The sequence below is a fragment of the Halococcus sp. AFM35 genome (assembly GCF_051195015.1).
Classification (GTDB): Archaea; Halobacteriota; Halobacteria; order Halobacteriales; family Halococcaceae; genus Halococcus.
On sequence record NZ_JBNTJU010000002.1, the window covers coordinates 192,062 to 205,255 of the forward strand.

15 protein-coding genes are annotated in these 13,194 nt (G+C 66.4%); 5 read left to right on the forward strand and 10 right to left on the reverse strand.

Going from position 1 to position 13,194, the window contains the following annotated elements; all coding sequences use genetic code 11:
* Positions 1-2: 2 nt before the first annotated feature.
* The 3 genes from ACQUQO_RS02735 to ahaH all read right to left on the reverse strand — a co-directional run bounded on the left by ACQUQO_RS02735 (position 3) and on the right by ahaH (position 2,974).
* Positions 3-269 (reverse strand): hypothetical protein, encoded by a 267-nt coding sequence (locus ACQUQO_RS02735; RefSeq protein ID WP_435076406.1) that lies wholly within the window; start codon positions 267-269, stop codon positions 3-5.
* A 163-nt stretch (positions 270-432) separates the two neighbouring features.
* On the reverse strand, positions 433-2,655 hold the full coding sequence (locus ACQUQO_RS02740) for a V-type ATP synthase subunit I (protein ID WP_435076407.1): 2,223 nt from the start codon (positions 2,653-2,655) through the stop codon (positions 433-435).
* Positions 2,648-2,974, reverse strand: a complete 327-nt coding sequence (gene ahaH / locus ACQUQO_RS02745; protein WP_435076408.1) for an ATP synthase archaeal subunit H — start codon at positions 2,972-2,974, stop codon at positions 2,648-2,650. Before ahaH ends, ACQUQO_RS02740 begins: the two co-directional genes overlap by 8 nt.
* A 402-nt stretch (positions 2,975-3,376) precedes the next feature.
* On the opposite strand from ahaH, the gene ACQUQO_RS02750 reads away from it, so the two are divergent.
* Positions 3,377-3,997 carry a methyltransferase domain-containing protein gene (locus tag ACQUQO_RS02750; RefSeq protein ID WP_435076409.1) on the forward strand — a complete coding sequence of 207 codons (621 nt, stop codon included), beginning with the start codon at positions 3,377-3,379 and terminating at the stop codon, positions 3,995-3,997.
* Here ACQUQO_RS02750 and ACQUQO_RS02755 read toward each other — a convergent pair whose 3' ends face one another.
* Both ACQUQO_RS02755 and ACQUQO_RS02760 read right to left on the reverse strand, forming a co-directional pair.
* Positions 3,998-4,462, reverse strand: a complete 465-nt coding sequence (locus ACQUQO_RS02755) for a type IV pilin (protein WP_435076410.1) — start codon at positions 4,460-4,462, stop codon at positions 3,998-4,000.
* 26 nt (positions 4,463-4,488) lie between these two features.
* Positions 4,489-5,799 carry a DUF7096 domain-containing protein gene (locus ACQUQO_RS02760; protein WP_435076411.1) on the reverse strand — a complete coding sequence of 437 codons (1,311 nt, stop codon included), beginning with the start codon at positions 5,797-5,799 and terminating at the stop codon, positions 4,489-4,491.
* 106 nt (positions 5,800-5,905) lie between these two features.
* Between ACQUQO_RS02760 and ACQUQO_RS02765 the strand changes: the two genes are divergently transcribed.
* From ACQUQO_RS02765 to ACQUQO_RS02775, 3 genes are read left to right on the forward strand one after another with little or no spacing between them, the layout of a single operon-like run.
* Positions 5,906-6,979: a helix-turn-helix transcriptional regulator gene (locus ACQUQO_RS02765; protein ID WP_435076412.1), complete on the forward strand. Its 1,074-nt coding sequence runs from the start codon at positions 5,906-5,908 to the stop codon at positions 6,977-6,979.
* A gap of 44 nt (positions 6,980-7,023) precedes the next feature.
* Positions 7,024-7,818 (forward strand): electron transfer flavoprotein subunit beta/FixA family protein, encoded by a 795-nt coding sequence (locus ACQUQO_RS02770; RefSeq protein WP_435076413.1) that lies wholly within the window; start codon positions 7,024-7,026, stop codon positions 7,816-7,818.
* Complete coding sequence (locus ACQUQO_RS02775) at positions 7,815-8,783, forward strand: electron transfer flavoprotein subunit alpha/FixB family protein (RefSeq protein WP_435076414.1); 969 nt, start codon at positions 7,815-7,817, stop codon at positions 8,781-8,783. The genes ACQUQO_RS02770 and ACQUQO_RS02775 overlap by 4 nt, the downstream gene beginning before the upstream one ends.
* Before the next feature lie 5 nt (positions 8,784-8,788).
* Here ACQUQO_RS02775 and ACQUQO_RS02780 read toward each other — a convergent pair whose 3' ends face one another.
* The 3 genes from ACQUQO_RS02780 to ACQUQO_RS02790 all read right to left on the reverse strand — a co-directional run bounded on the left by ACQUQO_RS02780 (position 8,789) and on the right by ACQUQO_RS02790 (position 10,604).
* A complete protein-coding gene (locus ACQUQO_RS02780) occupies positions 8,789-9,127 on the reverse strand; it encodes a DUF5615 family PIN-like protein (RefSeq protein ID WP_435076415.1) in 339 nt (112 codons plus the stop codon).
* Positions 9,124-9,444 (reverse strand): DUF433 domain-containing protein, encoded by a 321-nt coding sequence (locus ACQUQO_RS02785; RefSeq protein ID WP_435076416.1) that lies wholly within the window; start codon positions 9,442-9,444, stop codon positions 9,124-9,126. The genes ACQUQO_RS02780 and ACQUQO_RS02785 overlap by 4 nt, the downstream gene beginning before the upstream one ends.
* Before the next feature lie 98 nt (positions 9,445-9,542).
* The gene (locus ACQUQO_RS02790; RefSeq protein WP_435076417.1) at positions 9,543-10,604 is read right to left on the reverse strand and encodes a phytoene/squalene synthase family protein; all 1,062 of its coding nucleotides are present in this window, start codon (positions 10,602-10,604) and stop codon (positions 9,543-9,545) included.
* 121 nt (positions 10,605-10,725) lie between these two features.
* Between ACQUQO_RS02790 and ACQUQO_RS02795 the strand changes: the two genes are divergently transcribed.
* Positions 10,726-11,568, forward strand: coding sequence for a polyprenyl synthetase family protein (locus ACQUQO_RS02795; RefSeq protein WP_435076418.1), 843 nt, complete (start codon positions 10,726-10,728; stop codon positions 11,566-11,568).
* A gap of 17 nt (positions 11,569-11,585) precedes the next feature.
* On the opposite strand, the gene ACQUQO_RS02800 is transcribed toward ACQUQO_RS02795, so the two are convergent.
* Both ACQUQO_RS02800 and ACQUQO_RS02805 read right to left on the reverse strand, forming a co-directional pair.
* A complete protein-coding gene (locus ACQUQO_RS02800; protein ID WP_435076419.1) occupies positions 11,586-12,041 on the reverse strand; it encodes a 30S ribosomal protein S19e in 456 nt (151 codons plus the stop codon).
* Positions 12,042-12,089: 48 nt separating this feature from the next.
* Positions 12,090-13,106, reverse strand: coding sequence for a lysylphosphatidylglycerol synthase transmembrane domain-containing protein (locus ACQUQO_RS02805; RefSeq protein ID WP_435076420.1), 1,017 nt, complete (start codon positions 13,104-13,106; stop codon positions 12,090-12,092).
* Between the last annotated feature and the right edge of the window lie 88 nt (positions 13,107-13,194).

The window sequence follows — 13,194 nt, forward strand, 5'->3', positions numbered from 1 at the left end:
CGTTACTGCAAGAACAGCGTGACCAGCGTGAGGAGCACAATCGTCTCCGGGAGCACGGTCATCACCAGCGCGATACCGAACGAGATCGAGTCCTCGGCGAGCGCGCCGATTGCGGCCGCACCGATGCCGCGCTCGGCATACCCCGCGCCAAAGCCGGCCAGCCCGACCCCGAGCGCCGCCAGTCCGGTCCCGGTGATCGCCGGACTGCCGCCTTGTTGAAGCAGTACCATCGCGTCGATAAACGCAGCCGTGAGTTCGAGTCCTATCATGGGTTTTCCGTTGCGTGTTCGCTTGCTTCCGAACAGTGCCTACTCCCGCTACTGGATTCATAAAGCTTCCCAAAAAATTCCATCAACCACGGATGGACAGGCTCATAAGGCCACACAGCACACTATGGGAAATCGAGTGACACCCCGAAACGGGGTCGAACGGTCAGTTTTCGGTCGTGTGTTTGCGCTCGTGGCCGAAGGGGCTGTAGCGCTCGCCGCCGCCCTCGTAGAACTTGTTCAGGAACTCGACGTATTCGAGGCGGATGGCCTGCAAGCCGGCGCTGGTGATGCCCAGCGCGAGCACGACGACGTGGCCGAAGACGAAGACCAGTATGCCGCCAAGCACGCCGATGATGCCCATGTGGATGAGACCGGGGAACATCAGCTCGGCCTCGGGACCGAGACCCTCGACGTAGCTGGGACCGTGGTCGAGCAGGAAGTGGAACTCCTGTGCGCCCGCGGGACCCTCACGGTAGGCCCCGAAGAAGAGCAGGTTGACGACGAACGCCATCCCGGCCTTCGCCAGCAGGACTGCGGCGAGACGCGTGTATGAGAGCACGTTCACGAGCACTTGGAGGCTTTCGAGCGCGCCCGAAACGATGCCCGGCAGCACGCCGAAATGACTCACCTCGTTGATGATGAAGAGAACGACGCCAAGCAGGAATCCCCCGACCAGCCCAACGATACCGACCGTCGCCGAAAAGCCGGTGAAGCCGAGCGCGAACGGCTCGCCGTTGAAGACGGTGAAGAGGAACTCGGGCTTGGCCGCGGCGGCCGACTCGCTGAATATCCATATCCAGATGCCGAGCATCCGGATGAGCCACGAGCCGGATTCGAGCACCGCCGTGCGCAGTCCCTCCGATAGCTCCTCGACGAAGCCGATGAGGTAGCCGACGGTCATGTGCGCCAATCCAACCAGCAGGCTCACGACGAGCCAGAGCTGCGCCCACTCGATGCCGGCCGGCGACAGCCCCTTCTCGATTGGCGGGTGGCCGCCCCAGAGGTACTCGCTCACGAGGTGCAAGCCGAAGATTTCGCCGTAGAGAATCCCGAACAGCATCGTGAACCCGCCCGCCCAGAGCGCGATTGCGCCGAGGCTGCGAATCCCGTCGCTCTCGAAGCGGGTGTAGACGAGACCGCCGATGGCCGTATAGAGGATTCCATAGCCCAAATCACCGATCATGAACCCGAAGAACGCGGGGAAGGTGAGGAACAATACGACCGAGGGGTCGAGTTCGGAGTATTTCGGCCGGTCGATGAGGTTGACCAGCAGCTCGAAGGGCTTGACCGGGTCGGGGTTCTCCTGGACAACCGGCGGCTCGCTGCCGGACATCGGCCTGTCGCCGTCGGCGGTGCCGCCGTCGGTTTCGAGTTCGACCCCGCCGTCGGCGGCCGTCTCCGGTTCGCCTCGCCCGCCCTCATCGGCGTCGGTCGGTTCGCGGTCGACGAGGCGGCCGTCGCCGTCGTAGGAGGCGCGTTCGAGTTCCTCGACCTCGCAATGTTCGCCAACACTCTCGGAAAGGGCCTCGGCGAGGTCGACGAAGCGCTCGGTCGGAATCCAGCCCTCGGCGACGAATGCGTTCTGCGTGGTCGCAAAGGAGAGCGGTGCCTCGCGCTTTTCGACCTCGATGGCGAGTTGCTCCTCGGCCGCCAGCAGGAAGTCGGCGTGCTCCTCGCGGAGCGCGTCGAGTTCGCCCTCGACGTCCTCGACCTCTTCGTCGAGGTCGTCGCGGCGCGCGTGGAGTTCGGAGACGTACTCCTCGGGCGAGCCGTCGCCGTCGGGCACGTCGATGGCCGCGAACTCCGTGCCGACGAGCACGTCTTCGAGGACATCGCTCTCGCCCTCGGTCGGCTCGGCGAACACCGCGATGGCGTCGCCCTCGGCGAACAGTTCGTAGCGGGCGACGTCCTCGGCCGCATCGAGTGCGTCGCGGACGGCACTCTCGTCGCCCTCGCCGACGCGCGTTTCGAGGTTGTCGTAGCCCGAGAGGAGGTCGAGGTCGATGCCGAGCGTCTCGATGGGGGCCATCGCGCCGATGCGTTCGTCCACGGTACGACGCTCCTCGCGGAACTGTTCGCCGCGGTCGTCGAGCGCGTTGACCTCCTCGCGGACCGATTCGAGCCGCTCCTCGACGTCGACCGACTCCAACTGTGCCTCGCGGTCGGGGTCGACATCGAGCATCGACTGGAGCGAGCGGACGGTGACGAGGCGTTCGGCTGCCTCGTCCGCGCCGGCGATGGGGTCGCCGGGGTCGAACCCCTCCCACTCGCCGTCGTAGTCGGTCACGTCGACCAGCCGGAGGTCGTGGACGGTCTCGATGACGTCGTCGAGCACGCGATTTGCGCCGGTGACCGACACCCGGCTCATCCGCTCGGGCCTAAGCATGAACCCTCTCGACGAAGCGCTCGACGACGTACTCGACTGTTTCGTCGCGGCGCTCTCGTGCCTGTGCTTCGAGTTGATCGCGTTCTTCCTCGCCCGATTGAAGGATGTCCTCGCGCTCGGCGTCGATCTCCTCGCGGGCCTCCTCGAAACGCTGTGCTTCGAGGTCGTCGGCCTCCTCGCGGGCCTCCTCGCGGATGTCCTCGGCCTCCTGCTCGGCCTCAGCGATGCGTTCCTCGCGCTCGTCTTTGGCCTCCTCGACTATCTCTTCGGCCTCCCGTTCGGCACCTTGGATTCGGTCGAGAACCTCTGGTCTCGCCATTCTTCTGTGAGGGTTGTGTGAGCGGCTATTTGGTAGTTGCGAATGTCCTCTCGGTCATCGCAGACCTGCTGTGGCGGTGCTGCGGGGCTGTGGCGCGCGATGAATCCGGCCGCAGGCCGGAGAACGCGCGAGGTCTGCACAAACGAAGTGAGTGCAGGCTCATCGGAGCTTCGCTCCGAGGGTGGATGAGTGAGCGACCGCCGGGAGCGAGCGAATCGGTTGGGGAGGGTGTGGCTGTCGCAGTGCGGTAGTGTGGTCAGGAATCGAACCGCGAGCGAACGCAGTGAGCGAGCGGGGTTTTTTGGTCCAGATTTTTGGTTGGGGGTTGAGCGAGCCGAAGGCGAGCGATGCCCCCGTCTAAAAAGGTGGGAGTTTATCCCGCAGGCAACCGGATCGGGGGCAATGGGTATCCTCGAAGACAAAGCGCGTGCGCGGCTGTTCTACAAGTACCTCTCGACGGTGTACGACGAAATCAACCCCTTCGTCTGGAACGCCGCAATGCGTACGGAGGCGCTTTCGCTGTTCGACATCGACGAGGACGACCGCGTGCTCGACGTGGGCTGTGGCACGGGCTTCGCCACCGAGGGCCTGCTCGAACACACCGAGCGCGTTCACGGTCTCGACCAGAGCGCCCACCAACTCGAACGCGCCTACGAGAAATTCGGGAGGGATGGTCCCGTCGCGTTCTATCGCGGTGATGCCGAGCGCCTGCCGTTCGCCGACGACACTTTCGATGCGGTCTGGTCGTCCGGCTCAATCGAATACTGGCCCGACCCCGTGGCGACCCTGTGGGAGTTCCGCCGCGTCACCGAGCCGGGCGGCAACGTCCTCGTCGTCGGCCCGGACGCACCGAAATCGTCGGTGTTCGGCCGACTAGCCGACGCGATAATGCTGTTCTACGACGAGGAGGAGGCCGACCGGATGTTCGCCGCGGCCGACCTCGACGTGGTCGAACATCGCATCCAGCAGGCCAAACCCAACAGTCCGCGGGCCATCACGACGCTCGCGCGCGTGCCCGAGTAGTCATACCCGCGCCGTTGTCACCGCCTCTCCCTCGGAATAGATTTTGACGGTGACCCGTGAGCCCGCACTCGGCTGCGGGGAGTTCGTCGTGCTGGCGACAGTCAACGAAGCGGTTTCGCCGGCGGTCCATGATTTATCCGCAGTGTTGCTGTTGAACGGCCCAGATGTTTCCGATTTGAATCCTTTTCCAGCGAAAAAGGGGACATCTGGCTGGTGCTTGAGTGGCTCGCCATCGACAAAAATTCGGACGGTAAGTTTGGTCACGTCAAGTGGGTCACCGCTGTGATGGGTGAGATTGATCTGGTTCGGGTATTCGTTGCCGAATTTCGCCGTAATGGCCGCCTCGGGCGCGTTTCCCGCATCGCCGACGCCGACGACGAACGCCCCGACGACGGCCGCGAGCACGACGGTGACGGCGACGATGAGGACGACGCCGATGACCGGGGAAACTGCACGGCGGGACACACGAGCGATGGCTATGGCTTGCTATTTCAACGTTCGTCCATGGCTCGGGCGGGTGTCGTCCGGTTTGCCGCCGGCGAGAAGTCCGTCCCGATGCGGATGCTTCGTTCGTTCGTCCGCGCGACGACCGGGGCGGAGCCACGGGGAGCGACCGTCCAGAGATGGCCGTCCGTCCCGGTACGGCCGACGGTGCGATTGCCGACGATGATGCGTCCGTCGACCGGCTCGCCGTCACGATTCATGAGCGCGAGTTCGAGCGGTCCCGTCGGATAGGTGCGGTTTATCGTCAAGCGGAGGTCGCCGGCGGTTTCGCTCACCGGCTCGGTCGTGGGAACTCCCGAGAGGCGTTTTCGCTGCTGTTCGGCGAACACTTCGCCCGAGCGGCGGTCGAGGTGGGTCGTCAGCCGGCCGTGGTCGTAAAACAGCGTGAAGCGATAGATGCCCGCCCGGCGGTCGCCGCTCGAATCGGTCGTCACCGAGTGGTTCCACGTCCACGGATAGCGTTCGGCCACGCGGTCGAGCGCGGCGGTGATGTCGGTCAGTTCGCCTCCTGTGGTGTTGTTTCGTTCGGTCGGAAGGGACGCCTCGCGGTAGTAGCGCCCTTCGTCCACCGTCGCCAACACGAGTCCCTCGCCGGAGGTTTCGACGTAGAGGTCGAGCGCTTCGAGGCGTTCGTCCGGGCCCGCCTCGACCCCTTCGAGGTTGGGGGCATTCGCCGCATCGAGCGGGACCGTGTTCTCCCCGCGCAGCGTCTCGGCGATGCGGTCACGAACCGGACCGCCCAGCGGGCCGAGTTCGACGCGGCGGTTGCGCGCCCAGCTCGTCGCCGGCTGCCCGCCGATGGTCGAGCCGGGAATCGACCGCGCGCGCGCGGCCACGCGGTCGGCCGCCGTCCCCAGCCGTCCGGCTGCCGTGTCGATGCGCGCGAGCTCGATGACGAACTCCCGGGCCGAAATCGTCCCGTTGTTGTACTTTCCCACGGCCGCCGACTGGCGCTGGCGTAGCTCGTCGATGCGTGCTTCGATGCGGGCGGCGCTCGCCCGAAGCATGTCGCGGCGCGCACTCGTCGAATCGGTCGCGGCGAAGCGCTCGTCGAGGACGAGCTGTCGATATCTCCCCGCAAGGCCGCGCGTATCGAGCGCAAGCGCACCCGAAACGTCGAGCGATGCCTGCCGGTACGACGCCGTTTCGAGTGCAGTCGGCGTAATCGTCAGATACTCGCTCGTGTTCGTCACGGGCGATACCGGCCGGGCACTCGGGCCGTCGCCGGCTCCCGGAACCGCGGCGGCCGCTCCCGCGAGCAAACAGCAACACACCACCACGGCGAACACACGATGCATTGACGGCGAAAACGGCTGCCTGCTATTAAAAACCACGCCGCCGAGAACGGTCGGCGAACAGGTCAGGGATGAAAACTGTTTTCGCGTCGGACCGAGCACGACCCGTATGCGCTCCCGGGCGGTGCTCGTCGTCGTCCTCGTGGTCGTCGCCATGTCGGCGGTCGTGGCCGGTCAGGTCACGCCGGGCCCAGCGCAGGCCACGCCGCCCGGAACGGACGCCGGGTCGCCGAGCGGCGCGACCAACACGACCATCGCCATCCATCCACGGCCGAACGGCGACGCGCGATTCCGGGTATCGACGGCGTTCGTCCTCGACGATGCGAACGACACGACGGCGTTCCGGGCGCTCGGCCGGGAATTCGAAGAGGGCAGCGCCGGCTTCTCGATTGGGGCCTTCCGGCGGGCCGCCAACGAATCGAGCGTCGTCACTGGCCGCTCGATGAACGTGACGAACGTGACACGAAACGCGACCATCGTCGGCGAGAACGTGAGCGGTCCCGACACCGGACGGCTCGTCCTCGGGTTCAGATGGACGAATTTCGCCCGGACGAACGGCGAGCGGCTGGTCGTCGGCGATGCGTTCAACACCACTCGCGGGACGTGGCTGCCGGGACTCACCGCGAATCAAACCTTGGTAATCGAGTCGCCGCCGCGGTACACCGTCACCCGCTCGCCCGTCGGGTTCACCAACGGCACGCTCGTCTGGAACGGGCCGGAAACCTTCCAGCCGGGGACGCCGACGGCCGTCTTCACGAGTCGTGCGAGTGCGAACCGGACCCCTGCACCTGACAACGGGCCGCTGGCGTCGCTGCCGCCGCTGGCGCTCGGGACCACTCTCGTCGTACTCATGGCTGCCGTCGGGGCCTACGCGCTGACGCGGCGGGAGACGGGTGCGTCGAGAACCGACGAACCATCCACCGACGATGCGGCGGCGAGTGACGCCGGCGAACCATCGGTAGCGGCCACACCGGCCGAGACCGAACTGCTCTCGGACGAGGAGCGCGTCGAGCGGCTGCTCGAACGCAACGACGGCCGGATGAAACAGGCCGCCATCGTCACTGAAACTGGCTGGTCGAACGCGAAGGTCTCCCAACTGCTCTCGGCGATGGCCGAGGAGGGCCGCGTCGAGAAACTCCGCATCGGGCGCGAGAACCTCATCAGCCTGCCAGAGGAAGAGTAGCACCTTTCGGAACCGTTAACATCCGCGCGGCGAGTGAAACGTTCATGAAGGTCCTCATCGCGGTGGCGGAGGTGGCCGAAGTCGAGGACGACTTCGAGATCGATGGGTTGGGTATCGACGAGCGGTATCTGAACTACGATCTCAATGAATGGGACGACTACGCCGTCGAGGCGGGCGTCCAAATCCAGGAGGCCGGCGACGATGTCGAGGTGGTCTCGGTGACCGTCGGTCCCGAGCGCGCCGACGAGACCATCCGAATGGCGCTCGCCAAGGGCGTCGACCGCGCCGTCCGGGTCTGGGACGACGACTTGGAGGACGTCGAGTACCTCGACAGCGAGACCAAAGCCGACGTTCTGGCGGCGGTCGTCGAGGAGGAACAGCCCGACCTCGTGCTCACGGGTGTGCAATCGGACGACACCGCCTTCGGGGCCACAGGAGTGTCGCTGGCCGAGGAGGTAGGCTTCGAGTGGGCCGCCGTCGTCAACCATCTGGAGTACGAACCCGGCGACGAGACCGCATCGGTCCACCGCGAACTCGAAGGCGGCGTCGAGGAACTCACCGACGTGGAACTTCCTGCTGTGCTCACGATTCAGACGGGTATCAACGAACCGCGCTATGCCAGCCTGCGCGGGATTCGACAGGCCCAATCGAAGGAAATCGCACCCAAGACGCTTGCGGAGTTGGGTCTCGATGCAAGCGTGACCGACAGCGCCGTGGCGCTCACACAGCTCTACGAACCCGAGACCGAAAGCGACGCCACGCTGTTCGAGGGTGGTCCCGACGAGGAGGCCGGCCAACTCGCCGACCTCCTGCGAGACAAGGGGGTGGTCGAGGGATGACCGTCCTCGCAATCGCCGAACACCGCCGCGGTGACCTGCGCGACGCGAGTTTCGAACTGGTTACCGCGGGCCGCGACCTCGCCGACGCCACGGGCGGGGACCTCCACGTGGCAGTCATCGGCGGCGACATCGACGGGTTCGCCGACGACCTCAATCGGGAGGGCGTCGATGTCGTCCACACCGTCGCCGACGGCGAGGAGTTCAATCACGACGTCTACACCCAAGCCGTCGAGGCGCTCTACGACGAAGTCGCACCCGAGGTCCTGCTGATGCCCAATACGGTGAACGGACTCGATTACGCGCCAGCCGTCGCCAACGGTCTGTCGCTGCCGCTGGTGACCGACGCCATCGACATCGAATCCGACGATACGCTCGCAGTCACCCGCGAGATGTACGGCTCGAAGGTCGAAACCGTGGTCGAGGTCGATGCCGACCACGTCGCGGTTTCGATTCGTCCCGGCGAGTGGCCGCCCGCCGAGGGCACCGGCGACGCCCACATCGAGGAATTCGACGCCGACATCGACGAGTCGGCCGTGCGCTCCACAGTGACAGGATTTCAGGAGGTCGGCGGTGGCGACGTCGATATCACCGAGGCCGAGGTGCTCGTCTCGGTCGGTCGGGGCATCGAGGAGGAGGAGAACATCGCGCTTGTCGAAGAACTCGCCGACACGCTCGGCGCGACGCTCTCGTCGTCGCGGCCAATCGTCGACAACGGCTGGCTGCCCAAAAACCGACAGGTCGGCCAGTCGGGCAAGGTCGTCACGCCGGAGGTCTACATCGCTATCGGAATTTCGGGGGCCGTCCAGCACGTCGCCGGCATGAAGGGTGCCGAGACCATCGTCGCCATCAACAACGATTCGAGCGCGCCCATCTACGACCTGGCCGACTACGGCATCGTCGACGACCTCTTCGACGTGGTGCCCGCACTCATCGAGGAGTTCGGCGGCGACCCGCCCGAGGTCTGAACCGCCTACAGAAGCCTCTCGGTGAGAAACGATTCACGTGGCAAGTCGCTTTGTTCGGGGCAGTACGACGCGACCACAGCGACCATCGACGCGAGGTCGTGACTCGAATGGGTGTCGTCCGGGAAGTAGAGCACGTTCACGTCAGGAAACGAATTGGAATCGAGGAAGTCGGCGTCGCTCGTCAGAACGAGATACCCGTTTTCGGCTGCATAGTCCGCGATGGTCGCATCGTCGACGCTTGCATGCAGAGCCGTGAGGACGTGCGTCGCGTCGTGACCGTCGCGTTCGAGATACTGAACCGTTTGCGGGTCGACGTTTTCGTCACAGAGGACGCGGTAGGTCATTCCGCTCCGTCGAACTCGCCCGACGATGCTCGCTCGAAGTCTTCTGGCGTCACCGCCGCTCGCTTCCGGGCGCGTGCTTCCTGCTCGGCGCGGCGACGCCTGACTTCGGCCATCTCCGCGGGGTGCTCGTGGTAGTACGTCAGCGCGCGGTAGACGTCCGCGATGTCGAGGTTGTAGCGGTCGGCGACGGTCTTCGCCGACAGGTCGCCCCCCTCAACCCAGTTAGCGACCTGCCGGACGCTGATGCGGTGGCCCGCAATGTGTGGCTCGCCGCTCATCACACCGTCGCGCACGATGCGGGCAGTCTGCTGTGCCATCTCGCTTCCCTACGGCCCTGCCGGGATTAAAACTTCGCCGCGAACGCGATTCTTCCTGGCCGCTGAGCGACCAGCCCGACGTCTGAAACGGTTCGTTTTCAGGTGTCGTTCGCCACGCGGTGGTACGGCTGTTGGGCGACGTCCGTTGCCAACTCTTCGAGCGAGGGGCGATTGCTCTCCCCGGCGAACTGTCCGACGATGGCGAGCACCTCCGCACGCGGAATCTTCACGCCACCCTCCCGGAGCACGTCCTCGGCGCGCGCGTCGAGTTCGCGCAACGTGCCGAGTGCGAGCAGGTAGGGTACTGCCCACGCCGCGAGCGTGTTGCCGTTCGTCTCAGGTGCGGCGTCGAGATAGCGCCGGGCGTCGTCGGCGTAGACCCCAGCACGCCCCGCGACGCGCCGGATGACGCCCGCGACCGCCGTCGTGTTCTCCGGCTCACAGACCCCCTCGGGTTCGACACCCTCCTCGCGGAGCCACGCCGCGGGGAGATAGACGTTGTTCTCCGCGCGGTAGTCGTCGCTGACGTCCTTGGCGACGTTCACGAGTTGTAACAGCAGCGAGAACGCGCGGTCGGTCTCGCGGAGTTCGCTGACCCGTTCGGGTGCGGCGTCACGGGCGAGCAGGTTCGTGACGAGCGTGCCGACCGTGCCGGCGGCGTACCAGCAGTACTCTTCGAGTTCCGCGACCGTCTCGATGCGCAGTCCCTCGGTGTCGGCGTGGCGCTCGACGAACAGCGCCATCCCGGCGACGAGTTCGCGGATGGGGTTGAGCACCGCCGCACGCGCGTCGGGCGCGAGCGCCTCGAACGCACGAACCACCCGCGGCGCGTTGGCGACCACTCGCCAGTCCTCGCCGCCGTCCTCCGGGAGCCACGGCTCGATGGCTCGCTCGAACGCCCCGATATCGAGGTCGTCGTCGGGGTCGAGCGCCCGGTCGTAGGTGCGAAGCAACATGCTCTGGGTTTCCGGCGGGATGTGGCCGGCGTCCTCGATTGTATCGGCGACACGACAGAGCAAGTAGCTGACACAGATTTGGGTCGCCATCGGCTCCTCAAGCAGGTCGACGGTGATGGCGAACGTTCGGGACGTCCCGTCGAGGGTCTCGTGACACCACTCGCGCTCGGTATCGGTCCGTGCGTCGGCAATCATCGTCCACATTTGGTGGTTGCGCTACAAAAGCTCTGAGAAACACGAACCGGTGATTTCGCGCGTCTCGAATCCGAGACTCCCGAGACGGGAGACCGTCACCTACTTTCAGATGCCGCCCTGAAATCGGGCAATGGACGACCTCGAACGTCGGCGGGCGTTGGTCGAGGAGCGCCTCGAAGCGGTCTGTGAGGTGGTCGAACCCGACACGCTCGGCGCGCGGATCGCCCACGCCGCGCTCTCTGGCGGGAAACGCGTCCGGCCAACGGTCACGATGTTGACCTGTGAGGCCGCCGGCGGCGACAGCGAGGCGGCGGTCGATTTCGCGGTCGGCATCGAACTCGTCCACAGCGCGTCGCTAGTCGTCGACGACATCATCGACGACTCACCCGTCCGCCGGGGTACCGACAGCGCGTGGGCATCGTTCGGGTACGGGCCGGCGCTCATCACCTCCGATGGCCTACTCGGCGAGGCGTTCGCGCTGTTTGCGGCCGACGAACGCGCGATGGAGGTCGTCGCGGAGGCGATGGTCGAACTCGGCGAGGGCGAGGCCACGGAGCTGGTCGCCCATCCCACCACCGAGGCGGAGTACATGGACCTCGCGCGCCGGAAGACGGGCGCGCTCTTCCGGGCGGCCGCGGAACTGGGCGCGGTGGCGGCCGACGCCGACGCCCGAACGGTCGAGGCCTTCGGCGAGTACGCCGAAGGCGTGGGTGTGGCCTTCCAGATACGCGACGACGTGCTCGACGCGACTGCCGACGCCGACGAACTGGGCAAACCCACGGGCCAGGACAGCGCGATGGAGCGCCCCTCGCTGGTCGAAATCACCGACCTCACGCCCGAAGAAGGCACCGAGCGCGCCCGACGGACGGCCGACGCGGCGCTATCGGCACTCGATTCGGTCGCTGTGGCCGACGAGCAGGCCGCCGAGTATCTCCGCGACCTCGCGGAGTTCGTCGTGGTGCGCGAGCGCTGAGTGTCGAGAGAAACGAGTCAGGCGTAGCGTTCGAGGTCCGGCCGGTCGAGGTCGGCGAGCACGTCGCCGGCGGTCTCGTCGAGCAGGCTCCGGCCCTCCCCCGTCACCCGTCGACCCTCGCCTTCGGCGGTCTCGACCAGCCCTTCCTCTTCGAGCTGTTGGAGCGCGGTACGGATGATTTTACCGCTTCCTTCGGTGGATTTCGGCGGCGCGACTTGGTATCTGTTCGAGCCACCTTTCGAGCCGCCGTAGGCAGTCCTCAGCCGGTCGACGCCGACCTCGCCGTCGATGGCGACCCGTCGGAGGAGGCTCGCGGCGCGGGTGCGCCAGAAGTCGTCCTGCTCGGGCGGGAGATCGCGGCTCGCGGCGGTTTTCGCGAACCGTGCCCACTCGGGCTGTTCGACCGTCTCCGGAAGCTCCGCGGCGACGGCCTCGATGAGCGCGTTCGCCGGAACGTCGTAGAGAGTTGCCATGCTTTCAAAACGCTCGGCGCGGGGTTTAAACGCGTCGTTAGCGTTCCGTTAGCGGTCGGCCAGCACCGCCGCAGTACCCCCGCCGACGATGGTCGGTAGTGCGTAGGTCGCCCCCCGATGGATGAGGACGGCGGCCGTCACGGTCGCCAGCGGCACGCCCGAGGTCGCGGTCACGAGCGCGCCGAGAACCAACTCGACACCACCCAGTCCACCGGGAAGCGGCGTGACGCCGGCCATCGCACCCGCCGGGATGGCGACGAGCACGACCGCCGCCGGGACGGTGTAGCCGAGCGCGAACAGCGAGAGCCAGAGGGATGTCGCGAGACCGACCCAGCCGGCCGCCGAGAAACAGAGCGCGAGCAGCAGTCCACGGGGGTTGGTGCCGACGCGCTCGACGGCGGTGAAGAAGCCCTCGATGCGGCCTTCGAGCGCGTCGCGATTGGGCGGGGAGAGCCTCGGAACGACCGCGCCGACCCGCTGGGCGAGCGGCGTCAGCGTGTCGACGGCGGCCCGTTCGACGCGATAGCGGTTGGTCCAGCCGAAGTAGACGGCCAGCACGAGCGCGAGCGCGAACCCGACCACGACGGCCGAGACGAGTGCGAGGTTCTCGCCGAAGGTGATGGTGGTGGCGAAGTAGCCAAGTCCAATGAGCGCGAGCACGATGGAGGGCACGAAGTTGAGCGCGTCGACGCTGGCGATGGCCGCGAGTCCCGTTTCGTACTCGCTGTCGGAGGCCCGCGAGACGAGCAGCGCGCTCACTGGCTCGCCGCCGGCCTGCCCGAAGGGAGTGACGTTGTTGGCGAAGGTCGCGCCCGCGAAGACGAGCACGGCGACCGGGGCCGTGATGGGTGCGCCGAGCACACTCAACACTGTTCGCAGCGACAGCCCCCACGCCGTGAGCCAGCAGACCGCGACGCCGACCACGACGACGATCACCGGGGGGTCAGCCAGCGACAGCGCAGCGAGGATCTCCTCGATGCCGACGAGCCACGAGAGGACGGCGAGCGCGAAGAGCGCGCCCGCGAAGCCGACGAGCGTCGCTCTGAAGTTGCCGCCACGTATCATATCCGCCGAAGGACCGACCGTGGCATGAACCCTCCGAAACGGCCATCGTCGGTGCCTCGGGTGAACCGGACGGGTTTTGGTCGCCGCC